The following is a 25,874-nucleotide window of genomic DNA, read 5'->3' as shown; positions in this document are numbered from 1 at the left end:
GAGCGTGGCGGAAGGAGAGCACATGACCGACGACGCGCGGTTCCTCCGCGTCAGCGGGACCTCGCTGACCGACGGGACCGGGGCGAAGGTCCGGCTGCGCGGCGTCGGGCTCGGGGGCTGGATGAACATGGAGAACTTCATCACCGGCTACCCGTCCACCGAGAGCCTGATGCGGGCGGAGGTGGGCCGCGTGCTCGGCGAGGACCGGGCGCACCGGTTCTTCGACCGGCTGCTGACCGCCTTCTTCGGCGAGGACGACGCCGCCTACCTGGCCTCGCTCGGGCTGAACTGCGTCCGCCTGCCGCTGAACTACCGGCACTTCGAGGACGACCGCGCCCCGTTCACCATCCTCGAGTCGGGGTTCCGCCACCTCGACCGGGTGATCGACATTTGTGCCCGGCACGGCCTCTACACCGTGCTGGACCTGCACGCGGCTCCCGGCGCGCAGAACCACCACTGGCACAGCGACAACCCCACGCACCTGCCGTCCTTCTGGCAGCACGCCCACTTCCAGGACCGGCTCGTCCACCTGTGGCAGGTGATCGCGGACCGGTACGCGGAGCATCCCTGGGTCGCCGGGCACAACCTGCTGAACGAGCCCGCCGACGTCTCCGGGGAGGTCATCGGCCCGTTCTACGAGCGGCTGGTGAGCGCGGTCCGCGAGGTGGACCCGCGCCACACGATCTTTTTGGACGGCAACACCTACTCCACCCGGTTCGACATGTTCGGGGACCCGCCGGACAACACCGTCTACACCTGCCACGACTACGCGCTGGCGGGCTTCGTCCATGGCGGCCCGTACCCCGGGTACACCGAAGGGGAATGGGTCGATCGCGACAGGCTTGAGGAGAAGTTCCTCGAACGCAGCGACTACATGCGGCGGACCGGCACGCCCATCTGGGTGGGCGAGTTCGGCCCGGTCTACACCGGCGACCCGGACCGGGACGCGCAGCGCTACCAGATCCTCCGCGACCAGCTCGCCATCTACGACGCCTACGACGCCGGGTGGTCGATCTGGACGTACAAGGACATCGGGGTGCAGGGTCTGGTCCACACCAGCGTGGACAGCCCGTACATGAGGCGGTTCGGTGACTTCCAGGCCAAGAAGGCGCGGCTGGGGGCCGACCACTGGGGCTCGACGGACGAGGGCGTGCGGCATCTGATCGAACCGATCCGCGCGTTCATGGACGAGGAGTTCCCCGGCTTCGACCCCTACCCGTCCGGGCGCCGCAAGTTCGCCGACGACCTGGTGCGGCACATCCTGTTCGCGCAGCCGCTGACGGTCGAGTACGCCGAGCTGTTCCGGGGCCTGGACGACGGGGAGCTGGACGCCCTGGCGGCCTCGTTCGCCTTCGCCGCCTGCGACCACCGCGAGCCGCTGGCGGAGATCCTCGCACGCCACACCCGGGAGCACGCTTGACACCGGCCTGACGTCAGTGCCTGGAATGGGGGACGCGGATCGGCGAGCCGCCGGCCGCCGCCTGCTCGCCCTACCGCTGGAGCGCCGCTCATGAGCCATGTCCCGCCAGGCCATCCCGACCGGCTGAGGTGGAACGCCAAGTACGAGGCGGGCGCCTCGTTCACCGCCCACCCGCTGGCGGAGCGGGCACTGGCCCTGCCGCCCCCGGACGGGCCGATGCTCGACCTCGCGTCCGGCCCGTCCGGCGGCGCCCTGCTGGCCGCCGCGTCCGGGCGCCCCGTGACGGCGGTGGACGTCTCCGAGGTGGCCCTCGACCTGCTCGCCCGGGAGGCCGAGGCCCGCGGCCTGCGCCATCTGATCACGCTCGTCCATGCCGACCTGGGCACGTGGACGCCGCCCCGGGCCGCCTTCGCGCTCGTGCTGTGCACCGGCTTCTGGGATCGCGCCGTCTTCGGCCCCGCCGTGGGGGCGGTGGCGCCCGGCGGAGTCCTCGCGTGGGAGGCGTTCACCCGGGAGGCGCTGCGCGACCGCCCCCACCTGCCCGCGGAGTGGTGCCTGGGCGAGGACGAGCCCGCGTCCCTGCTGCCGGACACGTTCACCGTTCTCCTCCAGGAGGACGTTCCCCATGGCAAGCGGCGCATGCTGGCCCGGGATAATCGCGCCATGGACTCATTCTCCGAGGGCCGCTGATGGCCAGGCCGATCGCGACCAACACCACGGTGGCGCTGCCGGACCTGCTGGACTTCGTCCGGCCCAGGCACCGCGCCCTGCTGATCACCACCCGCGCCGACGGCAGGCCGCAGGGCTCGCCGGTGACCTGCGGGGTCGACGACGCGGGCCGGGTGGTGGTCTCGACGTACCCGGAACGTGCCAAGACCCGCAACGCCAAGCGCGACCCCAGGGCCAGCGTCATCGTCGTCTCCGACGAGTGGAACGGCCCCTGGGTGCAGATCGACGGCACCGCCGAGGTGATCGACGCGCCCGACTCGGTCGAGCCGCTGGTCGAGTACTACCGGAACATCTCCGGCGAGCACCCCGACTGGGACGAGTACCGCGCCGCCATGATCGACCAGGGCAAGTCGATCATCCGCGTCACTCCCGAGCGATGGGGCCCGGTGGCCACCGGCGGCTTCCCGCCCCACCTGGCATGAGGGCGATCAGCCAGGACGTGCTCGGGGGCGTCGACGTGCTCAAGGAGGTCGACCTGCCCAAGCCCGAGCCGGGTCCGACGGAGGTACTGGTACGGGTGCACGCGGCGGGGGTCAACCCGACCGACTGGAAGCACCGGGCGTTCGGGATCTATCTCCAGCCCCCGTTCGTGCTGGGGTGGGAGCTGTCGGGGGTGGTGGAGGCCACCGGTGTCGGCGTGACGTTGCACAAGCCGGGCGACGCGGTGTTCGGGATGCTGAAGTACCCGCAGGGCGCGGGTGCCTACGCCGAGTACGTGACGGCCCCGTCCCGGTACTTCGTGCGCAAGCCCGGCAACCTGGACCACGTGCAGGCCGCGGGAATCCCCCTGGCGGGGCTGACCGCCTGGCAGGCCCTGGTGGACACGGCCGGTGTCGGGCCGGGGCAGCGGGTCCTGATCCACGCCGCGGCCGGCGGGGTGGGGCATCTGGCGGTGCAGATCGCCAAGGCGCGCGGCGCGTACGTCATCGGCACCGCCAGCGAGCCGAAGCACGCGCTGCTGCGGCGGCTGGGCGCGGACGAGCTGATCGACTACCGCACCACCGACTTCGCCGAGGCGGTGCGGGACGTGGACGTGGTGCTCGACACGATCGGCGGCGAGTACGGGCCGCGTTCGGTGCGGACGCTGCGCCCCGGCGGCGTCATCGTCACCCTCACGCCCCGCGACGTCCGGGTCCCCGACACGCCCGGCATCCGGAGCGAGGTGCTGCTGGTGGAGCCGGACCACCAGGGGATGAAGGAGCTCGCGGCGCTGGCCGAGGCCGGGAGGCTGCGGGCCGAGCTCGACACCGTCGTTCCCCTGGAGGAGGCGGCCCGGGCGCATGAGCGCGGCGAGACCAACCGCGCCACCGGCAAGATCATTCTGACCGTCGGCTGAGCGGCGGCCCCGGGACGGCCGCGGAACCGCGGCCGTCCCGGGGCGGCTCAGTCCCGGGGCCGCCAGGGGCTGGACGCCTCGGTGGGGCGCGGGGCGGCGGCGACGCTGAGGGCGTAGGCCGGGGTGTCGCCGTAGGGCGGCGGAACGGTGCCCAGATAGCCGTGGCCGGTCATGTGGCACCAGGCGGCCAGGTCCAGGGGCGCCGCCGGGTCGGACGCGATCAGGTGCACGATCGTTCCGGCGGGCAGCTCGGCCAGGCGTCCGCGCAGCTCCAGCAGCAGCCGCACGCAGGACTTGTCGCCGCCGTCGATGATCACCGGCGCGTCGTGCTCCCCCGTCATGCCTCGCCCCCCGCGACCGTCCGTCCGTCCCGTGAGGCGATCATAGGCGGATCGCGGCGCTCCGCGTGGTTCATGGTGAAAGGCCGGAACCGGCGGCCAGAAGGCTGGTCAGCAGGCGCGAGACGGTGATGACGCCGATCATCGGCGCGTCGGTGCGGTGGGCGTCGCCGGTCACGACGACCACGGTCCGCCGCCCCGCTGTCCGGGGTGACGGTCGGAGATCCTCGGCGAGCCGTCGTGCGCGCACACCACCGACGCTATCCGATCGCGTACACCCGCAGGACGCCGTCCCGCGTGGCGTAGACCTGACTCCAGCCCGGCCTGTCCCCGGAGACGCTTCCCCAGACGCGGCGCGCCGAGCTCTTGCACCACGGGCACAGCTTTCCCTTGTCGGCGTCGAAGAACACGACGAGGTCGCCGCGGTGGGGCGTGAAGGGCGCGCCTTCCCGGAGCGCGAAAACGGGGGCGTCCCAGTCCCGGCCGCCGAACGGGCCCGACCTGTAGACCTTCAGGACGGAGGCGGTCCGGGAGTCCGCCCACACCCGGCCGTACGCGCGGTTATGGTCGTGCATCCAGGACCGGAACGCCTCCAGTTGGGTGGCGCCGCCGAGCCGCGTGGCCCCGGACGCCCACCACGACCGCGCCGCGACGCCGGTGACGACCGTGGCGGCGGCCAGCACGACCACGGCGGGCACGACCGCCCGCGTGCGCGGCCCTCCGGGCAGGCGCCCGGTCAGGACGGCCGCCGGCAGCCACAGCGCGGCCAGTCCGCCGAGGACGAACGCGGGGAAGATAGGGAACCAGTACCGGATCAGTTGCAGCCGCAGCTTGGGCGCCGACGGGTCGATCACGCCTCCCAGCAGCGTGAGCGGCACCCAGGTCAGCAGGCAGGCCCCCGCGAGCAGGGCCAGCCGGCGGGGCCGGACCAGGGCTCCCGCCAGCGTCAGGCCGATCAGCCCGACCAGCAGGCGCCCGTCCGGGTACTCGTCGATCAGCGTTCGCGGGAGCCGCATCAGGTAGACCGACCGTGGCAGGTCCCGGTAGGTGCGAGGGTTGCGGGACGCGCAGGTGGGCCAGCAGCACGGCGAGCCAGGCCAGGAGCAGCGCGGCGGGTAGCAGCCGCCCCCACGGGACGCCCCTTCCTCGTGCCGACGCGGTGCCGTTCCGTTTCCGGTCGGGAGCCTCTCGGAGACTGGCGATCACGCCGACAACGTGCCAGCGATCAGGCGCGGGTAAGGCCCAGCACCGGTAAACGAAGGGTGAGTTCCACCCGAGGCCCCCGGAAGGGCACTCGGGTGGGCGTTCACCCCGGCGGGAGGGGGCGCTAGAGGTCCTGGATCTGGGTGACCACCATGGCCAGGGCGAAGAAGCCGTAGAAGGCGATGGCGATCAGCATGCCGGCCAGGCGGGCGCCGCGGAGCCTGACGGCGGGCGGGAGGTCCCTGGTGTTCAGCCGGACCAGCAGGATCGAGTACAGCAGGGTCACCACCGAGGCGGCGCAGGTGGAGACGATCAGGAGGGCGATCGGCTGGTCGAAGCCCGCCAGCAGGATGAGGGAGCCGAGCACGATCTCGGCCCAGACCACCGCCAGGTAGAGGCGGGCCTCGGTCCAGCGGGACGAGCCCGACAGGTAGGTGCGCCTGAGGAAGTCGCCCGCGACACGGCCGATGACGTCCAGCAGGCCCATCGCGGCCGCCCACAGGGACACCGCGGCGATCGCGAAGAACAGCGGTTTGAGCCACTCGCCGACCTCACCGGCCATGACCTCGCCCTGCACCCGCAGGAAGGACGGGTCGCTCTTCAGGTCGTCGCGTCCGAAGAGGGTCTCGTAGGCCAGCAGCGACATGATGCCGATCGTGACCAGGCAGACCAGGAAGAACGTGGTGAAGTGCTCGATGTTGGCGCGCTTCCACCAGACCTGCCAGCGGGTGAGGTTCTCCGGCGTGTCGGGGAAGGTGTAGCGGTCGCCGCCGGACGCCTCCTCCTTCCCGGTGATGGGCGAGATCAGGCGCGGGACGTGGGCGCCCATGCCGTACCGCTTGTCGCGGATCCAGTTGCTCAGCACCAGGTTGTGGACGCCGCCCGCGCCCGCGGCGCCCAGCGCGCTGAGGATCATGGTGAAGGTGATGCCGTCCGGGATGCGCCCGAACCCGGTCACGGTCTTCTCCGCGCCCTCTCCCCAGGTGGACAGCGAGATCACGAACACCACCGCGACGGCCAGGAAGAACAGGGTGAGCGCGACCTTGACCGTCTCGACCCGCTCCACCGTCTTGTAGATCACCTTGGAGAAGGTGAGCAGCACGCCGATGACCATCAGCGCCGCGACGGTGATCCACACCGCGTCGCCGCCGCCGACCAGGTAGGTGAAGACGGTCGATCCGCTGGTCGCCCAGCCGGGCCAGACGTACTGGAAGGCACCGGCCAGGCAGATGACCACGCCCCAGCCGGTCCACCAGGAGGAGAAGCCGGCGACGGCGGTCTGCCCGGTCGCCAGGGTGTAGCGCTCGATCTCCATGTTGATGACGTACTGGATCGCCAGCGTGGCCAGGGCCAGCCACAGCAGGCCGAGGCCACCGATCGCGGTCAGGTACGGCCACAGGATGATCTCTCCGGCGGCCATGCCGATGCCGACGGCCACGACGCCCGGACCCACCATCCGCCGCAGCGGCATGGGGTCGGGCAGGTCGCGGACGGCGGCCGGGGGCACGGGCGGGCGGGGCGGCTTGACGGGGCGGGTCATGGGGTCCTCCGGGGGGTTGCGGGGGTGGGGCACGGGCGCGACCGGCGCTCGTCGAGCAGGGCGCGCAGGTGGCGGAGCATCCGGCCGGTGTCGGGGACCCGGCCGGTGATCAGCTCGAAGGACGCGGCGGCCTGGAACACGCACATGCCGGCTCCCCCGATGGCGCGCACGCCGCGGGAGCGCGCCGCCCGGAGCAGGCGGGTGGTCAGGGGCATGTAGACGATGTCGACCAGCCACAGCCCGGGGCGCAGCAGGTCGACGGGCATGGGGGTGCCGGGGTGGGAGCGCATGCCGACGGGGCTGGCGTTCACGACCCCGTCGGCGGAGGCGAGCGCCGTCTCCAGGCCGGACGGCGGGATGCCGGCGACGCGTCCGGCGCCGAACCTGGCGGTCAGGCGCCCGACCAGGGCGGCGCGGCGGGCCGGGTCGGGGTCGGCGATGGTCAGCCGTCCGGTGCCCGCGGTGAGCTGGGCGTGGGCGCAGGCGGCACCGGCTCCCCCGGCGCCGAGCTGCACGACGTGCCCGGTCGCGGCCCCGGGGAGTTCCCGCGCGAACGACTCGGCGAACCCGGCCGCGTCGGTGTTGTGGCCGACCCTGCGCCCGCCGGAGAACACGATGGTGTTCACGGCGCCGATGTCCTCCGCCTGGCGGGACAGCCCGTCCAGCCGCGGGATCACCCGCTGCTTGAAGGGGTGGGTGACGTTGAGCCCGGCGAAGCCCGCCTCCTCGGCCTCGCGCAGCAGCCGGTCCAGGTCGTCCGGGGTGTCCGGGGCCTGGACGTCGATCAGCTCGTAGGTCAGGTCGAGGCCGTGGTGGGGGCCCTCGCCCTCGTGCAGCGCCGGCGACAGCGACGCCCCGATGCCCGAGCCGATCAGGCCGTACCGGCAGGGGACGCGCGCCGGGACGTCTCCGCCGCGGTGCCCGTCCGCCCGGTCGTCCGCCATGCCGCTCCTTCAGAGGTCACCACCGACGCACGCGTCTGGTGCGTCACTCCCACATGATGTACGAACTAGTACGTACGCTCAAGGGTGATCCGGACGGGCATGGAGGAGAGATGCGCAGATCCATCGCGACGGTTTCGCTCAGCGGCACGCTGGCCGACAAGCTCACCGCCGTCGCCGCCGCCGGCTTCCAGGGCGTGGAGATCTTCCACAACGACCTGGTCGTCTCCCCGATGAGCCCGGAGGAGGTCCGGGCGCGCGCCGCCGACCTCGGCCTGGCCGTCGAGCTCTACCAGCCGTTCCGCGACTTCGAGGCGGTACCGCCGCGGCTGCTCGCCGAGAACCTGCGCCGCGCCGAGCACACCTTCGCGGTGATGGAACGGCTCGGCGCCACCCGGCTGCTGGTCTGCTCCAGCGTCTCGCCCGACGCGGTCGACGACGACGCGCTCGCCGCCGAGCAGCTGCGCGCGCTGGCCGACCGCGCCGCCCGCCACGGCATCACGATCGCCTACGAGGCGCTGGCCTGGGGACGGCACGTCAGCGACTACCGGCACGCCTGGCGGATCGTCCGGGCGGCCGACCATCCGAACCTGGGGGTGTGCCTGGACAGCTTCCACATCCTGGCGCGGGACGCCGACCCGTACGCGATCGAGACCATTCCCGCCGAGAAGATCGTCTTCCTCCAGTTGGCCGACGCCCCGGCGCTGCCCATGGACGTCCTGTACTGGAGCCGTCACTACCGCTGCTTCCCCGGGCAGGGCGACCTCGACGTGGCGGGCCTGCTGGCACACGTGCTGCGCGCCGGCTACGAGGGGCCGCTGTCCCTGGAGGTGTTCAACGACATCTTCCGGCAGGCCGCCGCCATGCGCACCGCGCAGGACGCCATGCGCTCCCTCATCCACCTGGAGGAGGAGGCCGGGCGGCGGCTCGGCGGCGCGTCGCGCCTCACCCCTCCGCCGCCGCCCGTCGTCCCCACCGGGTTCGCCTTCGCCGAACTCGCCGTCCCGGAGACGGGGCCGCTCGGCGACCAGCTCACCGCGCTGGGCTTCACGCGCACCGGGACGCACTCCGGCAAGCCCGTCGAGCTGTGGGAGCAGGGGGAGGCCCGAATCCTGCTCAACACGGGAAGCGCCGAGAGCGAGGACGGCCCGGCGCTGGCCGCGATCGGGCTGGAGTCGCCCGACCCGGCCGGCTCGGTCAGGCGCGCCGAGGCGCTGCTGTCACCCGTCCTGCCCCGGCGGCGCGGACCGCGGGACGCGCCGCTCGACTCCGTCGCCGCGCCCGACGGCACGGAGCTGTTCTTCTGCCGCACCGCGCGTCCCGACCACTCCAGTTGGACGGACGACTTCCGGACGGACGGCTCCGCCCCCTCGTCACCGCCGGAGCCGTCCGGCGAGATCACCCACATCGACCATGTGGCGCTCACCCAGCCCTGGCACCACTTCGACGAGGCGTCCCTCTTCTACCGCGGCGTCCTGGGCCTTCGCCCGCACGAGAGCCTGGAGCTGCCCGACCCGTACGGGCTGCTGCGGAGCCGCGCGGTCTCCACCGACGACGGGCGCGTCCGCATGGCCGTCAACGTCGCCCACGTCGGGAGCCACGACCGGGGCGTGGCCTGGCAGCACGTCGCGCTGCCAGCCGCGACATCGTCGCCACGGCCCGCCGGCTCGGCGCCTCCGGCGGCGCCGCGCTGCTGCCCGTTCCCGGCAACTACTACGACGACCTGGAGGCGCGGCACGACCTCGGCCGGGGACGGCTCCGCCTGCTGCGCGAGCTGGGACTGCTGTACGACCGGGACGAGCACGGCGAGTTCCTGCACTGCTACACCGTCACCACCGGGCGGGTCTTCTTCGAGATCGTCCAGCGTATCGGCGGGTACCGGGGCTACGGCGCGCCCAACGCCCCCATCCGCCTCGCCGCCCAGCACGCGCACAGCTCCTAGGATGAGAGCCGACCGCTCCCCCGTCCCGTGGAGTCCCATGCCGACACAGCCCATGACGCCCGCAGGCGAGCGGCGGCGCGACGCCGAACGGACCCGGGCGGAGATCCTGGAGGTGGCCCAGCGGGAGTTCGCGCGCCACGGATACGCCGGGGCCAGGGTGGACGACATGGCCGAGCTCATGCGCACCACCAAGCGCATGATCTACTACTACTTCGGCAACAAGGAGAAGCTCTACATCGCCGTCCTGGAGAAGGTCTACGCCGAGGTCAGGACGGCCGAGGCCGGCATCGACGTGGCGCATCTGGCGCCGGTCAACGCGATCCGCACGCTGGCCGAGCTGACCTTCGACCACCATGACGCGCACCAGGACTTCATCAAGCTGGTCAGCATCGAGAACATCCACCAGGCCGAGCACCTGCGCAAGTCCGAGGCGCTGACCAACCTGGGCGGCCCGGTGACCGGGCTGATCTCGCAGATCCTGGACGCGGGACGCGCCACCGGCGAGTTCGTCGCCGAGGCCGACGCGGTGGACGTGCACATGATGATCAGCGCGTTCTGCTTCTTCCGCATCGCCAACCAGCACACCTTCGGCGCCCTGTTCGGACGCGACCTGACCGCGCCCGAGCACCGCGCCCGCCACCGCGCCATGGTCGGCGAGATGGTCGTCGCCTACCTCACCGGTGCCGGCACCGGCCGCTAGGGCACGTTCAGCAGGACGATCCCCGCCGCCACGAACACGGTCGCCACGACGCGGGCCCGCCCGAACCCCTCGTGGAACACGACCGCCCCGATGATGGCCCCGAAGATGATGCTGGTCTCCCGTGACGCGGCGATGGGGGCCAGCGCTCCCCGCGTCTGCGCCCACAGCACCAGGCCGTAGGCCACCACCATCAGCGCTCCACCCGTCATCCCCGCGGCCAGCACGGGACGCGCCTGCGCGAACAGTTCCCGCCCGCGCAGGGCGAAGGCGGCGATCGGGACGGCCGGGCTCTGCAACAGGAGGAGCCACCCGGTGTAGCCGGCCGGGCTGCCCGAATGGCGGACGCCCACGCCGTCCACGGCGGTGTAGGCCGCGATGATCAGACCGGTGCCGAGCGCCGCGGCGATCGCCGTCCGGTCCGCCTTCCCTGGCCGTCCCCCGACGAGAATGAGGCTGCCCATTCCCGCCGTGACCGACAGGACGCCGACGAGCTGTGGAAGGCTCGGGTACTCCCCGACGAAGACCATCGCCAGCAGCGTCACCACCAGCGGCGAGGTCCCCCTGGCCAGCGGGTAGACCTGGTTGAAGTCGCCGAACCGGTACGACCTCATCAGCATCAGGTCGTACCCGATGTGCAGCCCCACCGAGGCGGTCAGGTACGGCCAGCTGCGCGCGTCGGGGAACGGCGCGAGGACCGCCGGCGGAGCCGCGCAGAGCCCGCCGCCGACTCCGAGCAGCGTGAACCCGACCAGCCGGTCCTTGATGCCGTGGGCGATGGCGTTCCAGGTGGCGTGGACGACCGCCGCGCCCAGAACCGCGAGCGACACCGAAAGCTGGAGCCCGGAGGCTCCGGTGACCGCCGCCATGCGCCAATTGTCACCCGCAGTTCACCTACGGCCTTTGTGACTCTCGTTACGCGACCGACGCGGCTCCGCGACGCCAATATCCGGAGAAATAGATGTTCTCGCGCGGGACCTTACGGTCGTTGACCAGGTGACGGCGGAGGTGCTTGACCGCGCTGGACTCCCCTGCGATCCAGGCGTACGGGGTTCCCGGTGGCAGGGCCGCTCCGGGTAGGGCGGTGGTCAGGGAGCCGCCCGTGTCGCGGTGAAGCCATTCGAGGTGGACGCCTTCCGGTGTGTCGAGCGGCTGCTCCTCGGCGGCGTCCGCGACCTCCACCATGACCCGGCCCCGGGTGTGGGCGGGCATTGATTCGATGACGGCGCCTATGGCAGGGAGCGCCGTTTCGTCACCCGCCAGGAGCACCCAGTCCGTGTCCGGGGGCGGGGCGTATTCGGCGCGCGGACCCCACAGGCCCACCTCGTTTCCGGGGGCCGCTTGGATCGCCCACTGGGAGGCGGGGCCGCCGTCCCCGTGCAGGACGAAGTCGATGTCGACCTCGCCTCGGGACGGGCGGTGCTTGCGGATGGTGTAGGTGCGGAACACGGCCCGTACCGGCTCGACCTGCCAGCGTTCCCACCAGTCGTCACCCGTGGGATAGATGGGACGCGGTTCGCCGGGGAGCGGGAAGAAGACCTTGACGCGGTGGTCCAGCCCGGCGCCCGGGAAGCCGGTGAGCCCCCCGAGGGTGACGCGCCTCATATGCGGTGTCAGGTCCGTCACCCGGGTGACGTGGGCGGTGTAGTGGCCGTAGCTCATGTCAGGCTCTTGGGACGCAGGTCCGTCCAGTTGACGCGGACGTACTCCAGGCACCGCTCGCGTTCCTCGGGGCCGAAGACCGTCGTCCACCCGGCGGGGACGTCGGCGAACTCGGGCCACAGGGAATGCTGGTTCTCGTCGTTGACCAGGACGAGGAAGCGGCCTTCGGTGTCGTCGAACGGGTTGGTCATGACTGGGCCTCCTGGGCGACGCGGGTGGCGGGGCCGGTGGTGTGGGCGGCGATGGACGCGACGATCTCGCCCGTGCGGACGGCGACCACCGACAGGAGCGAGGAGGTGATGCCGTGGGTGTGCTCGGTGGCTCCCTGGAGGTAGACCGACCAGGAGCAGGCGGGGCTCGTGACCAGGCGGTAGTCACGGTCCACGAGGAGGCGGCCGTCCGGGCCGGTGCGGCAGTGCTCGCCCGCCTCGCCGAGCAGGTCGAGCGGGTTGCGCTCGCGGTACCCGGTGGCGCAGATCAGGGCGTCGGACTCCAGGTCCGTGACCTCGCCGGTGGGCATGAACTCGACCTTCAGCCGGACGCCGTCACGACCGGCGTCCACGTCCACCAGGCGGGAGACGTTGAGGACGCGCAGGCGTTCGGCGCCCGCGACCTTCTCCGCGTACGCCCGCCGGTACAGCTCGTCGATCAGGTCGAGGTCGACGACCGAGTAGTTGGTGTTGCGGGAGTAGCCGAACAGCATCCGCTTGACCTCGTCCGGCGCCTGGAAGTAGTGGTCGACCGCCTCCGGGTCGAAGATGCGGTTGGCGAAGGAGCTGTCGTCGGCGGGCGAGTACCCGTACCGGGCGAACAGCGCGCAGACCTCGGTGGACGGATAGCGGTCGTGCAGGTGGGCGACGGCCTCGGCGGCGCTCTGCCCGGCGCCGACGACCACGAGCCGCCGCGGCCCTGGCGGCAGGGTCTCCAGGCGGGGCAGCAGGTCCTCGGTGTGCCAGACCCGCTCCCCCTGCCGGACGCCGTCGGGCAGGACGGGTTCGAGGCCGGCGCCGATGACCAGGTTCCGGGTCAGGCAGGTGTGCAGCTCGTCGTCGCGCCGCACCACCACCTCCAGGGTCCGGTCGTCCCGCGGGCGGACCGCGACGACCTCCGATCCGTACCGGACCGACCCGGAGAACGCGGCGGCCACCCACTCCAGGTAGTCGTGGAACTCCAGCCGGGTCGGGAACATCGTCTTGTGGTTGATGAAGTCGGCCAGGCGGCCGTGCGCGTGCAGGTAGGAGATGAACGAGTACCTGCTGGTCGGGTCGCGCAACGTGACCAGGTCCTTGAGGAAGCTGACCTGCATCGTGGCGCCCTCGAGGAGCATGCCGCGGTGCCAGCCGAAGGCCGGCTGCTTCTCGAAGAAGACCGCGTCCACGCCAGCGCCGAACTCCTCCTCAAGGGCGACCGCGAGCGCCAGGTTGGAGGGCCCGAATCCGATGCCCACGACGTCATGGACGGGTGTCGCCATTTGCGCCTCTCTTGGTAGTCCTGCGGAACCCCTCCGCGGCCGTCCAGCCCCGGTCGGCCGCGGAGGGGAGATCGGTTCGCCCGCCGGTCACGCCTTGCCGGCGGCCGCGGCGATCTTCGGTACGACCTGGTCGACCACGTACGGCGCGGCCAGCGCGGTGGGGGTGCGCAGCGGCCAGAACGACCTGAGGTCCAGCGGCACGTACGAGCCGCGCTTCACCACGTCCAGGCCGGAGAACAGCTTGTTGCCCTCCACCTTCCGCTGCGTGGCGGGGTCGTCGTTGTAGTGGCTGAGCAGGACGTCCACGTCCAGGGTCGAGACCTTCTCCATGCTCAGCTCGGCGGCGAAGCCCTCGCCGGGCAGCTTGGCGAGGGTGTCGGGCAGCGTCATCCCGAACTGCTCCAGCAGCTTGACGGAGATGTCGTCCTTGGACTTCATCACGCCGATGTTCCCGTTCGGCATGATGCTGGTGAGCGCGAAGCCCTTCCCGGCGAGCCGCGGATGCGCCGTCCGCACCGAGGCGATCTTGGCCTCCACGTCGGCGACCAGCCGGTCACCGTCCGCCTTCCGCCCGACCGCCTGCGCGACCTGCCGGGTGATCTGCTGCCAGGTGTCCTCGGCGGGGCCGGTCTGGTACGCGGTGGTCGGCGCCAGCCGGGAGAGCTTGGCGTACTCCTTGTCGATGGTGAAGTCGCCGGCGGCGAGGATCAGATCGGGCTTGAGCGCGGCGATCTCCTCCAGGTTGAAGCCGGACTCGCCGATCTTCAGCAGCTTGGGCCGCGCCCCGGTGATCTTGGGCGCGGACCAGGGCGCGAGCCCGTCCTGCTGGATGCCGGTCAGCTCGGTCATCCCGACCGGCTGGACGCCGAGGGCGAGCAGGGCGTCCTGGTCGACCTCTCCGAGCGCCACGATGCGCTTGGGCGCCTCCTTGATGGTCGTGGTGCCGAGCTTGTGGGTGATCGTGACCGGGTAGGTCCCGGCGCCCTGGCCTCCGGAGGAGGTCTCGGCGGGCTCGTCGTCACCGCACGCCGCCACCAGTCCGAGGCTCACGAGCAGAGCGCAGGCGGCGGTCAATCGGCGCATCCATGAGGCGCCTCTTCTCGCGGGTGGCGTGGGGGACGTGGTGGGTCGCCCCTCCACAGTGATACCGCGCATGTGCGTCGTCCTTCCTGACACGGGGTGATCGGTCCCGGACCGGTTCCGGGGTGGTCTGTCGCGCCCTGGCCGGATCGCCGGGCTCATGCGAGCCGGTCCAGCAGCCGGGCGACGGTCGGCGCCGCCAGCAGCGTGGCGATCTTGAGATCGGCGCAGCCGGGCTCCCGCCGCAGCCTGCGCACCAGCCGCATCGCCAGCAGCGAGTGGCCGCCCAGGTCGAAGAAGTCGTCGTCGGGGCCCACCTCGTCCACGCCCAGCTCCTCGGCGAAGATCCGGCAGAACGTGGCCTCGCGGTCGCCGTCCCGCGGGCCCGTGACCGCGGCCTCCGCCGAGGTGACGCTCCGCGCCCGCAGGACGGACGGCAGTGAGCCCACGGCGACGCCGGGGTCGGCGGTGACGGTGTCCATGAGGCCGAGCAGCCCGTCGGCGAGCGTGCCGATGGTGGACGCGTCGAACAGGTCGGCCGAGTAGTCCACGATCAGCCGGAGCGAGGATCCGGGGCCCTCGCGGAAGATGAAGTCGAGGTCGAATTTGGCGGCCCCGGGACCGAACAGCGCCTCCCGCCGCTCCAGCCCCGGGAACCGGACGTCGCCGACGCCCTGGTTCTCGTACCCGACCATCACCTGGAACAGCGGGTTGCGGCCGGGGACGCGGGGCGGGCGCAGCGCCTCCACCACCGCCTCGAACGGCAGGTCCTGGTGGGCCAGCCCGGCGACCACGGCCCGCCTGACCCGCCCGAGCAGGTCCGCGAACGTCGGCTCGCCGGACAGGTCGGCGCGCAGCACCAGCGTGTTGACGAAGAACCCGACCAGGTCGCCCGCCGCGTCGTCGGTGCGGCCCGCGACGGGGCTGCCGAGCGGGATGTCGTCGCCCGCCCCGGTGCCGTGCAGCAGCGCGGCGACCGCGGCCTGGCACACCATGAACATCGTGGCGCCGTGCGCCCGCGCGAGCCTGCGCAGCCCGTCGACGAGCGCGGGCGGCAGGTCGGCGGTGAGCGTGGCGCCGCGCTGCCCGACCGTGGGGGGACGCGGCCGGTCCACCGGCAGCGGGATCTCCTCGGGCAGGCCGGCCAGCGCCCGCGTCCAGTACGCGAGCTGACGGGCGTGCGGCGAGCCCGGGTCGAGGGGGTCGCCGAGCAGCTCGCGCTGCCACAGCGTGTAGTCGGCGTACTGGACGGGCGGAGGTTCCCAGGCGGGCGCCTTGCCGCCGAGCCGTGCCGCGTACGCCTCCGCCACGTCCCTCGCGAACGGCCCGAACGACCACTCGTCGAACGCGATGTGGTGGAAGACGGCCAGCAGCAGGTGCTCGTCCTCGCCCTCGGGGAAGACGGCCACCCGCAGCGGGAGGTCGCGGGACAGGTCGAACGGCCGCGCGATCACCTCCTCGGGCGGGCAGGTCGCGATCTCCAGCGCGGGCCGGGCCTCGTCCGGCGGGAGGATCCGCTGGTACGGGGCGCCGTCGTGCTCGGCGAACACCGTCCGCAGGCTCTCGTGCCGCGTGACCACGTCGCCGATCGCCGCCTCCAGCGCCGCCCTGTCCAGGTCGCCGCGCAGGCGGACGGCCAGCGGCAGGTGGTAGGCGTCGCGCGGCCCGTCGTCCTCGCGCAGGAGCTGGTCGAGCATCCACAGGCGGCGCTGCGCGAACGACAGCGGGACGCGCTCGGGCCGTTCCCGGCGCGTCAGGGCGGGGCGCAGCTCGCCCTCCGCCTTCTGGTGGACGCGTTCCGCCAGGTCGGCCACCGTCGGCGCCTCGAACAGGTCGCGGATGGCCAGCTCGGTCCGCAGCACGGCACGGGCCCGCCCGATGAGGCGGGTCGCCAGCAGCGAGTGCCCGCCCAGGTCGAAGAAGTCGTCGTCGATGCCGACGTTCGCGACGTCCAGGACCTCGCCGAACAGCGTGCACAGCAGCCGTTCGACCGGGGTGCGGGGCGGCCGTCCCGAGGCGCGCGGCCCGCCGCCGGACGCCCCCGCCGGGTCCGGCAGGGCGCGCCGGTCGAGCTTGCCGTTGACCGTCAGCGGCAGGGCGTCGAGGGTGACGATCGCGCTGGGCACCATGTAGCCGGGCAGCTTCCGCTTGAGCCCCTCCCGGACGCGGGCGGCCAGCACGCCGTGGTCCCGGGCGGCGGCCGGGTTGTTGGCGTGCGAGGCGCTGGGTTCGGTCCGCGGCAGGGACGCGTCGCCGCCGCCGAAGACGGCGTCGTACCGGCCGACCTGGTCGGACGGGGTCGTCACGACACCCGGGTCGATGGCGTACAGGGTCTCGGGCTCGACGCCTTCGGGTTCGGCCCGAAGCAGCTCGCGCGCCTTGTCGGGGCCTGCGCCGTCCTCCAGGGCCCGGAGCGCGGCGAGCTCACCGGACAGCCGCGGGTCGGGGATCCCGCGTACGCGCAGCGGCCCCCCGGCGGACAGGTCGTCCGGCCCGGTGTAGTCGACGACCGGCGTCTCCGGCGGGTGGTGCGGCGACGGCGCCTTCCACAGCACGACGTCGTACCGGTGGCGGGTCAGCTCGTTGTGGTGGACGCCGCGCTTGGTGCGCGCCTCGACCCGGGCCGGTCCCTCCAGCGAGGCGAAGAACGCCGGGTCGAGCAGCAGTTCCTTCTCCATCCGGACGGCCCTGTCGACCGCGGCCAGGTCCACCTCGCCGCCCCGCCCGAGCTGGACCGCGGCGTGGAAGGCGCGGACCGAGCGTAGGTCGCGCACGTCGCCGATGAACAGCGCGCCGCCCGGCGCCAGCAGCCGCATCGCCTTCCCGATCACGTCGGCCAGGTAGCCGGGTCCGGGGAAGTACTGGACGACCGAGTTGACGACGACCGTGTCGAAGTGCTCCTCCGGCAGGCCGGACAGGTCGTGCGCGGGACGACAGCTCAGCCGGACGTGGGTGTCCGGGCCGAGGTCGGCCTCCAGCTTGGCGATGACGGGCGCGGAGAAGTCGGTGCCATGGTACTCCTCGCAACCGGGCGCGAGCCGGGTCAGCAGCAGGCCCGTCCCGACGCCGATCTCCAGGACGCGGCGCGGGTTCAGCGCGCGGATCCGCTCGACGGTCGTCTCCCGCCACTCGCGCATGTCCTCCAGCGGGATCGGGGCGCCGTCGTAGCTGGAGTCCCAGCCGGCGAACTCCTCCGCGTGGACGACCGTGCCGACCTCGGTGTACTCCGCGTCGTAGATCTGCCGCCACTCGGCGATCCGCTCCTCCGCGACCCCCTCGCGGGAGCCGTCCGGCACCACGTACCCGATCAGCCGCTTCGCGTCCGCCTCGCCAGACCCTCCGGCGACCACGACGGCGGCCTGTCCCACGCCCGGCTCGGCGGCCAGCGCGGCCTCGACCTCCGCGAGCTCCACCCGGTAGCCGCGGATCTTCACCTGGTCGTCGGTGCGGCCCAGGAAGTCGATGTTGCCGTCCTCGCGCACCCTGACCAGGTCGCCCGTCCGGTACATGCGGCCCCCGCCGGACGTGTCGAACGGGTCGGCGACGAAGCGCTCGGCGGTCAGGTCGGGGCGGCCCAGGTAGCCGCGGGCCAGCCCGGCGCCCGCGATGTACAGCTCGCCGGGCGCGCCCTGCGGGACGGGACGCAGCCAGCGGTCCAGCACGTAGCCGCGGGTGTTCCAGATCGGCTTGCCGACCGTGGGCGTGGCGCTGTCCTCGGTGCCGCCGCCCAGCGTGTTGATGGTGTACTCGGTCGGCCCATACAGGTTGTAGCCGAGCACGCCGTCCGCCTCGGCCAGCCGTTCCCACACCGAGGGCGGGACGGCCTCGCCGCCGAGCAGCACCAACGGCGGCCGGTGCGCGGTGCCGTCCAGCAGGCCCTCGTCGAGGAGGTGCTGAGCGTAGGTCGGGGTCACGTTGATGACGTCGATGCGGTGCCGCCGCAGGTACGCGGTCAGCGCCTCGGCGTCGCGGCGCAGGTCCTCGTCGCAGACGTGCACCTCGTGGCCCTCGATCAGCCACAGCAGTTCCTCCCACGACATGTCGAAGGAGAACGACACGGTGTGCGCGATGCGCAGCCCGCGCCCGCCCGCCGAGGCCACCACCGGGTCGAAGATGTTGGCGCGGTGGTTGTACTGCATGTTGGTCAGGCCCCGGTACGGGGTGACCACGCCCTTGGGCCGTCCGGTCGAGCCGGAGGTGTAGATGACGTACGCGGGACGGTCCATGCGTCCGGGCGTGCCGGGGGCGAATCCGGGCAGCTCGCCGGGCCCCAGGTCGTGGCCGGGCAGGTCGCGCAGGACGTCCCGGACGGCGGGGTCGTCCAGTGCGATCACCGGGCCGTCGAACGGGAGCCCGGCGGCGATCGGCGCGTGCGAGACCATGCAGACGGGGCCCGCGTCGGCCAGCATGTAGCCGAGCCGGTCGGCGGGGTAGTCCAGCTCCAGCGGCAGGTACGCGGCGCCGGTGCGCAGCACCGCGAACAGGGCGACGACCATCTCGGCCGAACGGGGCAGGGCGAGCGCGACGACCCGTTCGGGACCGGCGCCCTGCCGCCGCAGCAGCCGCGCCAGCCGGTTGACCTCCGCGTTCAGCTCGCCGTAGGTGAGGGAGACGTCGGGCGGCGACACCAGGGCCGTCCGGTCCGGGGTGCGGGCCGCCTGCTCGGCCAGCAGTTCCGCGACGGTCCGTTCCGGCACGGGCCTCTCGGCCTCGGCCCAGGCGCCGCGCAGCCGGTCGTGCTCCTCGGGGAGGAGCATGTCCAGCCGGTGGCACGGCGTCGCCGGGTCGGCGGCGATCTGCTCAAGGACGCGCACGTACCGGTCGGTGATCCGCCGGGTCTCGGCCTCGGTGAAGGCGTCGCCCCGGTACATGACGCGCAGCCCGGCGCCCGGCTCCACCACCATCGTGATCGGGTAGTGCGTGGCGTCCCGGACCTCGCGGCCCAGCACCCGCAGCCCGCCGTCCGGGCCGAAGCCGCGGCCGGTGGGCATGCCCGGGAAGTTCTGGAAGACGAACAGCGTGTCGAACAGCGTCCCCAGGCCGGTGGCGCGCTGGACGTCGGCGAGCGCCACATGGTCGTGGTCGAACAGCTCCGACCGGGACGCCTGGACGCGTTCCAGCACCGCGGCGAGCGGGTCGGCGGCGCCCGCGCGGACCCGGACCGGGATCGTGTTGAACAGCAGGCCGACGATCGACTCGACGCCCTCGACCTCGGGGTTGCGGCCCGACACCGAGGCGCCGAACACCACGTCGTCACGCCCGGTCAGGCCCATCAGCACCAGGCCCCACGCGGTCTCGAACAGCGTGCCCGGGGTGACGCCGGTCTCGCGCGCCACCGCGTCCAGCCGCTCCGCGAGCCCGGCGGGCAGGTCGCGGCGCACCTCCCCCGCCGTGGACAGGTCGGCGGCCCGGTCCAGCAGGCCGGGACGCAGCAGCGCGGGCTCGTCGAACCCGTCCAGCTCGCGGCGCCAGGCGTCGATCGACTCCCTCCGGTCCCGGCCGTTCACCCAGTCCAGGTAGGCGCGGAAGGACGGCACCGGGCGGGCGGCCTCGGCGGCGGCGTCGGTGTAGAAGCCGAGGAGCGAGGTGACCAGGAGCCCGCCCGACCATCCGTCCAGCAGGATCAGCTCCGAGGTCAGCACCAGCCGGTGGTCGCGCTCCCCGAGCCGGGCCAGCCCGAACCGGATCAGCGGCGGCCTCCCGGGGTCGAACGGCCGGGCGCGCTGCGCCTCGATGAACGCCTCCAGCTCGTCCTCACCGCCGACCTCCGCGAACGTGAAGGGCGGCTCGAACTCGTCCGGGACGAACTGGACGGTGCGCGCGCCGTCGGCGCGGAACCCGGCCCGCAGGTTCGGGTACTTCTCCAGGACGCCCCGCGCGGCGGCGGCCATCCGTTCCGGATCCACCGGCCCGGCCAGCTCCACCACGGCCTGCTGCACGTAGATGTCGCGGCCCTCGCCCGCCATCATCAGGTGGAAGAGCAGGCCCTCCTGGAGCGGCGACAGCGGCAGCTCCGCCGGTTCCTCCTCCCGGGCGGAGACCGGTCCGGCGGTGGCCGCGGTCGTGGCGGCGGCGGCCAGGGCCTCGATCGTGCGCAGGCGGAAGACGTCCCGGACGGTGAACTCCAGCCCGGCGCGGCGGGCACGGGCCACCAGCAGGGCCGCGCTGATGCTGTCGCCCCCGGCGCGGAAGAAGTCGTCGTCGGCGGCCAGGTCGCCGCGGCCCAGCAGGCGGCCGGCGAGGCCCGCCAGGACCAGCTCGTTCCCCGTGCGCGGCGGACGGCCCGCGCCGGGCCGCCGTCCGGGCTCGGGCAGGGCGCGCCGGTCCACCTTGCCGTTCGGGTTGAGCGGCAGCGCGTCCAGCACGACCAGCTCGGACGGGACGAGATGGCCGGGCAGCAGCGCGCGCAGCCGGTCGAGCAGCGCGTCCGGGTCGCCGGCCTCGCCGGTGACGTAGCCGACGAGCCGCGGCCCGGACGCCCCGGATCCCCCGGCGAGCGTGACGGCGGCCTGGCGGACGCCGGGCTGCGCGGCGAGGACGGTCTCGATCTCGCCCGGCTCGATCCGGAAGCCGCGCAGCTTGAGCTGGTCGTCGGCACGTCCCAGGAACTCCAGCGAGCCGTCGCGGCGGCGCCGCACCCGGTCGCCCGTCCGGTAGAGCCGCGAACCCGGCGGCCCGAACGGGTTGGCGACGAACCGCTCGGCGGTGCGCGCCGGATCCCCGAGGTAGCCGCGGGCCAGGCCGTCCCCCGCCAGGTACAGCTCGCCGACCGGGACCTCTCGGAGCGCGGAGTCCAGCACGTACGCCCTGGTGTTGGCGATGGGGACCAGCCCGCCCGCGCCCTCGGCGGCCAGGCTGTCGCCCGCCGCCTCGGAGCAGCCGTAGAGGTTGACCAGGCGCCCCGGGGTGCGCCCGGCCAGCGCGGCGGGCAGCGCCTCACCGCTGCTGATCCAGGTGCGCACCGTGGCGGGCGGCCCGGTCTCCAGCAGCGCGGACAGCAGGCTCGGGACGAGCGTGACCGTGCCGATCCCGTGCCGGTCCAGGAACGCGGTGAGGGCGAGCGGGTCGGTGGCGGTGGCGTCGTCGGCGATGACCACCGTGTCGCCGTTGACCAGGCCGCCGAGCAGCTCGGTGGTGCCGTCGATGAACGCGGGCGAGCTCTTGGCGGCCCGCACGCCGCCCGGCTCGGTGAGCTCCATGCCCCACGCGAGCCGGTTGGCCAGGGCCCGCTGCGTGCCGACGACGGCCTTGGGCGTGCCGGTGGAGCCGGAGGTGAAGACGACGTACGCGGGGTGGTCCGGGCGGACGTCCGGCCGGGTGCGCGGCATCGCGTCCGGGAGCGGATCGCTCAGGCCCAGCACCAGCAGCGGCCGGGCCGTGTCGATCATGAACTCGATCCGGGCCTTCGGGTAGGTCATGTCGATGGGCAGGTAGGCGGCGCCGGTCTTGAGCACGGCCAGCAGTCCCACGACCAGGTCGAGTGAGCGCGGCAGCGCCAGCCCGACGATCCGCTCGGGTCCGGCGCCCGCGGCGGCGAGCCGGTCGGCCAGGATCTCGGCCCGCTGGTCGAGCTCGGCGTAGGTCAGCGACGTGTCGCCGAAGACCACGGCCGTCGCGTCCGGGGTGCGGGCGGCCTGGGCCTCCACCAGGCCGGCGGCCGTACGGACGGGAAACGCGCGGGAGGTGTCCGGGTGCCTCGTCTCCCCGCCCAGCGTGGACAGCCGGCGCCCGGGGTCGGCGGTCACCTGGGCCAGCAGCTCGGCGAGCCGGGCGGGCAGCTCCTGGATCGTCTCGCGGTCGAACAGGTCGGTGGCGTAGGCGGCGAAGCCCTCCACCTCGTCCTCGCCCTCGGCGAAGTACAGGTCCAGGTCGAACTTGACCCCGCCGGTCTCGGGCAGGAACGGCTCGGCGCGCACGCCCGGCAGCGCGAGCCGCACGTCGTCCAGCCGCTGGTGGACGATCATCACCTGGAACAGCGGGCTGCGGGCCAGCGAGCGCTCCGGCGCCAGCCGCTCCACCACGCGCTCGAACGGCGCCGCCGCGTGCGCGAAGGCGTCCAGGTCGGCGCGGCGCACCCGGTCGAGCAGCTCCGCGAAGGTCGGGTCGCCGGACAGGTCGGTGCGCAGCACCAGCAGGTTGACGAACACGCCGACCAGGTCGGTGAGGTCGTCGTCCGCGCGTCCCGCGATGGGCGAGCCGAGCGCGATGTCGTCGCCCGCGCCCGAGCGGTGGAGCAGCGCGGCCACGGCGGCGTGCAGCACCATGAACACGCTGGTGCCGGTCCGGCGCGCCAGGTCGCGCACCCCGTCGAGCGGCAGCCGGAACTCCACCAGCCCGCCCTTGTGGCTCGCCTCGGCGGGACGGGGACGGTCGGGCGGGAACGTGACCTCCTCCGGCAGCCCGGCCAGGGTCCGTTCCCAGAACTCCAGGTCGTCCCGCGGCTCGGGGACCTGGCGCTGCCAGGTCGCGTAGTCGGCGTACTGGACGGGCAGCGGCTCCCAGCCGGGGGCGTTCCCGGCCAGCCGGGCGGTGTAGGCGCGGGACAGGTCGGCCAGCAGCGGGGTGAACGACCACTCGTCCGCCGCGGCGTGGTGCTGGAGCAGGACCAGCACCCAGTCCTCGTCGCCCGTCCGGATCAGGGTGGCGCGGATGGGCAGGTCGGCGCCCAGGTCGAAGACGTGCCCCGTGGCCTCGGCCACGGCCTGGGCCGGCCGGTGTGGCGTCCGGCCGCGCGCGTCCACGACCTCGAAGGGCGCGGGCGTTCCCGGGTCGAGGATCTTCTGGACGGGCAGGCCGTCGGCGTCCTCGACCAGCAGCGTGCGCAGCGCCTCGTGCCGGTCGACCACGTCGCCGAAGGCGGCGCGCAACGCGCCGGGATCGACCTCGCCGCGCAGCCGCAGCCCGAGCGGCAGCGCGTAGGCGGGCGACGGTCCGCGCAGCCGCTCCTCGAACCACAGGCCGCGCTGCGCCGCCGACGCGGGGACGACCTCGGGGCGGACGACGTCCCGGACGCGGGTGCCCTCCGCCCGTACCAGACGGGGCGCCAGCGCCGCCACGGTCGGGGCCTCGAAGACGTCGGCGATGGTGAGGTCGGCCCGCATCACCGCGCGGACGCGGGCGGCCAGCTTCGTCGCCAGCAGCGAATGCCCTCCGAGCGCGAAGAAGTCGTCGTCGATGCCGACCCGCTCGACCCCGAGCGTCTCGGCGAACAGCGCGCACAGCGACGCCTCACGCTCGTCCCGGGGCTCCCGTCCCCCCGCCCCGGCCTCGGCGGACGGGGCGGGCAGCGCGGCGCGGTCGAGCTTGCCGTTGACGGTGCGGGGCAGCGCGTCCAGCTTCACCAGGGCGCTCGGCAGCATGTAGTCGGGCAGGGTCGCGGAGAGCGCGTCGCGCAGCGCGCTCTCCTCCACCGGGCTCCCGGGGACGTAGTAGCCGACCAGGCGCGGGTCGCCCGGCCGGTCCTCCCTCACGACCACGGCCGCCTGCGCGACCCCCGGGCACGCGGCCAGCGCCGCCTGCACCTCGGCGGGCTCGATCCGGAACCCGCGGATCTTCACCTGGTCGTCGGTGCGTCCCAGGTACTCCAGGGACCCGTCGCGGTTCCAGCGGGCCAGGTCCCCCGTGCGGTACATGCGGGTGCCGGGCGGGCCATACGGGTCGGCGACGAAACGCTCGGCGGTCAGGTCCGGCCGCCCCACGTAGCCGCGAGCGAGCTGCGCCCCCGACAGGTACAGCTCGCCCGGGACCCCCACCGGGACGCGACGCAGCGAGGCGTCCAGGACGTGCGCCCGCGTGTTCCAGAACGGCCGCCCGATCCCCTCGGCAGGAAGATCCGTGGACGTAGCCCAAATCGTCACCTCGGTCGGGCCGTAGACGTTGGTGGCGCGCGCCGCGACCCGGGCGAGCGTCTCGGCCAGCGCGGGGGGAAGCGCCTCGCCGCCGACCAGCACCCGCAGCCCCGTGAGCGCCGCCGGGTCGAGCGATCCGAGCAGCGACGGGGTGCCCTGGACGATCGTCGCGTCCTCCAGCAGCCGGGCGAGCGCGGCCGGGTCGCGGACGGCGGCGCGCCCGGCCAGGACGACCGTGGCACCGCTGATCAGCGGTACGTACAGTTCCAGCGCCGCGATGTCGAACGCGATGGTGGTCACGGCCACCAGCCGGTCGGCCGGGGTGAGCGCCAGCTCCTCGCGCTGCATCAGCAGGAAGTTGGCGAGCGCGCCGTGCGGGATGGCCACGCCCTTGGGCCTGCCGGTCGATCCGGAGGTGTAGATGACGTAGGCCAGGTCGTCCTGTGACGGCACGGGCCACGGCTCGCCGGGGCGCGCCGTGCCGGGCGTGCCGTCGAGCAGCAGGACGTCGGTGTCGTCCGGCAGCCTGCCGGCCGTCTCCGCGGTCGCGACGACGCAGATCGGGTCCGCGTCGTCGAGCATGTAGGCGAGCCGTTCGGCGGGATGGTCGAGGTCGAGCGGCAGGTACGCGGCGCCCGAGCGCAGCACGGCGAGCAGCGCCGCCACCAGGTCGGGCGTGCGCGGCATCGCGATGGCGACGACCGTGCCGGGCCCGGCACCGCGGCGCCGCAGGTGGGTCGCGATCGCGGAGGCGCGTGCGTCCAACTCGGAGTACGTGAGGGAGCCGCCGTCGCCCTCGACGGCCACGGCGTGCGGCGTGCGGGCGGCCTGTTCGGCGAACAGCTCCATCACGGTGGTCGCGGGCACGTCGCGTCCGGTGTCGTTCGCCTTGTCCAGCACGGCGCGGTCGCCGGCGGCCAGCAGGTCGTAGGCGCCGATCGGGCGGTCGGGGTCGGAGGCGGCGGCGCCGAGCAGCGTCTCAAGGTGGGCGAGCAGGGACTCCATGCGCGCGTCGTCGAACAGTTCGCGCCGGAAGGTGGCCTCGACCGTCATCCCCTGCGGCCGTACGAACGCCTCCAGCGACAGGTCGAAGTGCGTCGTGCCGTTGTGGATGTGCGTCCAGCTCGTCGTGACGCCGGGCAGGTCAAGCTCGCCGATCTCCTGGACGAGGAACAGCAGCATCGTGTCGAAGAACGGCGACCGTCCGCCGGTCCGGGACGGGCGCAGCTCCCGCACCATCGCGTCGTAGGGCAGCGCCTGGTGCGCGAAGCCCTCCTCGACGGTGCGGCCGACGCGGCGCAGCGCCTCGCGGAACGTGGGCGCGCCGGACAGATCGGTGCGCAGCGGCAGCGTGTTGCCGAAGTTCCCGACGAGCCGTTGCACATCGGCGTGCTCACGGTTCATCACCGACGACCCGATCGAGATGTCGGTGGCGCCGGTGTAGCGGTGCAGCAGGACCGCGTACGCGGCCATCATCACCATGTACGGGGTCAGGTTCTCCTCGGCCGCGAGCCGCCGCATCCCGTCGGTGACGGCGTCGTCGAAGCGCCGCGCGACCCGCGCGCCCCGCTCGGACACGGTCGCGCCGCGCGGGCGGTCGGCGGGCAGGTCGAGCGGCGGGGGGGGGGGGGGGGGGGGGCGGCCGCCGTAACCGGGGGGGGTGCCCC

Annotated in this window: 15 protein-coding genes; 5 read left to right on the top strand and 10 right to left on the bottom strand. The window is 73.4% G+C overall.

From position 1 onward, the window contains the following. Nucleotides 1–22 precede the first annotated feature (22 nt). From ACGWYJ_RS11200 to ACGWYJ_RS11185, 4 genes are all read left to right on the top strand, one after another. The gene (locus ACGWYJ_RS11200) at nt 23–1,420 is read left to right on the top strand and encodes a glycoside hydrolase family 5 protein (RefSeq protein ID WP_395105814.1); all 1,398 of its coding nucleotides are present in this window, start codon (nt 23–25) and stop codon (nt 1,418–1,420) included. A 90-nt stretch (nt 1,421–1,510) separates the two neighbouring features. Next, nucleotides 1,511–2,110: a methyltransferase domain-containing protein gene (locus tag ACGWYJ_RS11195; RefSeq protein WP_395105812.1), complete on the top strand. Its 600-nt coding sequence runs from the start codon at nt 1,511–1,513 to the stop codon at nt 2,108–2,110. Beyond that, nucleotides 2,110–2,571, top strand: coding sequence for a PPOX class F420-dependent oxidoreductase (locus ACGWYJ_RS11190; protein ID WP_395105811.1), 462 nt, complete (start codon nt 2,110–2,112; stop codon nt 2,569–2,571). The genes ACGWYJ_RS11195 and ACGWYJ_RS11190 overlap by 1 nt, the downstream gene beginning before the upstream one ends. Further along, nucleotides 2,568–3,485 carry an NADP-dependent oxidoreductase gene (locus ACGWYJ_RS11185; RefSeq protein WP_395105809.1) on the top strand — a complete coding sequence of 306 codons (918 nt, stop codon included), beginning with the start codon at nt 2,568–2,570 and terminating at the stop codon, nt 3,483–3,485. Before ACGWYJ_RS11190 ends, ACGWYJ_RS11185 begins: the two co-directional genes overlap by 4 nt. 47 nt (nt 3,486–3,532) lie before the next feature. Here ACGWYJ_RS11185 and ACGWYJ_RS11180 read toward each other — a convergent pair whose 3' ends face one another. The 4 genes from ACGWYJ_RS11180 to ACGWYJ_RS11165 all read right to left on the bottom strand — a co-directional run bounded on the left by ACGWYJ_RS11180 (nt 3,533) and on the right by ACGWYJ_RS11165 (nt 7,510). Beyond that, nucleotides 3,533–3,826 carry a sulfurtransferase TusA family protein gene (locus ACGWYJ_RS11180; RefSeq protein WP_395105807.1) on the bottom strand — a complete coding sequence of 98 codons (294 nt, stop codon included), beginning with the start codon at nt 3,824–3,826 and terminating at the stop codon, nt 3,533–3,535. A gap of 257 nt (nt 3,827–4,083) precedes the next feature. After that, entirely contained in the window at nt 4,084–4,839 is a 756-nt protein-coding gene (locus ACGWYJ_RS11175; protein WP_395105805.1) for a hypothetical protein, read from the bottom strand. Nucleotides 4,840–5,150: 311 nt separating this feature from the next. Then, the gene (locus tag ACGWYJ_RS11170; RefSeq protein ID WP_395105803.1) at nt 5,151–6,566 is read right to left on the bottom strand and encodes an Nramp family divalent metal transporter; all 1,416 of its coding nucleotides are present in this window, start codon (nt 6,564–6,566) and stop codon (nt 5,151–5,153) included. Then, on the bottom strand, nt 6,563–7,510 hold the full coding sequence (locus tag ACGWYJ_RS11165; protein WP_395105801.1) for a shikimate dehydrogenase: 948 nt from the start codon (nt 7,508–7,510) through the stop codon (nt 6,563–6,565). The genes ACGWYJ_RS11170 and ACGWYJ_RS11165 overlap by 4 nt, the downstream gene beginning before the upstream one ends. Nucleotides 7,511–7,620: 110 nt before the next feature. Between ACGWYJ_RS11165 and ACGWYJ_RS11160 the strand changes: the two genes are divergently transcribed. After that, entirely contained in the window at nt 7,621–10,149 is a 2,529-nt protein-coding gene (locus tag ACGWYJ_RS11160; protein ID WP_395105799.1) for a TIM barrel protein, read from the top strand. Here the strand turns inward: ACGWYJ_RS11160 and ACGWYJ_RS11155 are convergent. The 6 genes from ACGWYJ_RS11155 to ACGWYJ_RS11130 all read right to left on the bottom strand — a co-directional run bounded on the left by ACGWYJ_RS11155 (nt 10,146) and on the right by ACGWYJ_RS11130 (nt 25,815). Beyond that, nucleotides 10,146–11,015, bottom strand: coding sequence for an EamA family transporter (locus ACGWYJ_RS11155; RefSeq protein WP_395105797.1), 870 nt, complete (start codon nt 11,013–11,015; stop codon nt 10,146–10,148). The two genes, ACGWYJ_RS11160 and ACGWYJ_RS11155, sit on opposite strands and share 4 nt — an antisense overlap. 46 nt (nt 11,016–11,061) lie before the next feature. Beyond that, nucleotides 11,062–11,808 carry a siderophore-interacting protein gene (locus ACGWYJ_RS11150; RefSeq protein ID WP_395105795.1) on the bottom strand — a complete coding sequence of 249 codons (747 nt, stop codon included), beginning with the start codon at nt 11,806–11,808 and terminating at the stop codon, nt 11,062–11,064. After that, nucleotides 11,805–11,999: an MbtH family protein gene (locus ACGWYJ_RS11145; RefSeq protein ID WP_395105793.1), complete on the bottom strand. Its 195-nt coding sequence runs from the start codon at nt 11,997–11,999 to the stop codon at nt 11,805–11,807. The genes ACGWYJ_RS11150 and ACGWYJ_RS11145 overlap by 4 nt, the downstream gene beginning before the upstream one ends. Further along, a complete protein-coding gene (locus tag ACGWYJ_RS11140) occupies nt 11,996–13,279 on the bottom strand; it encodes a lysine N(6)-hydroxylase/L-ornithine N(5)-oxygenase family protein (protein WP_395105791.1) in 1,284 nt (427 codons plus the stop codon). The genes ACGWYJ_RS11145 and ACGWYJ_RS11140 overlap by 4 nt, the downstream gene beginning before the upstream one ends. 87 nt (nt 13,280–13,366) lie before the next feature. Continuing rightward, a complete protein-coding gene (locus ACGWYJ_RS11135) occupies nt 13,367–14,329 on the bottom strand; it encodes an iron-siderophore ABC transporter substrate-binding protein (protein ID WP_395105789.1) in 963 nt (320 codons plus the stop codon). A gap of 188 nt (nt 14,330–14,517) precedes the next feature. Then, nucleotides 14,518–25,815, bottom strand: a complete 11,298-nt coding sequence (locus tag ACGWYJ_RS11130) for an amino acid adenylation domain-containing protein (RefSeq protein WP_395105926.1) — start codon at nt 25,813–25,815, stop codon at nt 14,518–14,520. Nucleotides 25,816–25,874 lie beyond the last annotated feature (59 nt).

Source organism: Actinomadura sp. SCN-SB (genome assembly GCF_043906805.1).
GTDB lineage: Bacteria > Actinomycetota > Actinomycetes > Streptosporangiales > Streptosporangiaceae > Spirillospora.
The sequence above is the reverse complement of the archived record's forward strand: the minus strand, read 5'-3'. Positions and strand labels throughout refer to the sequence as shown.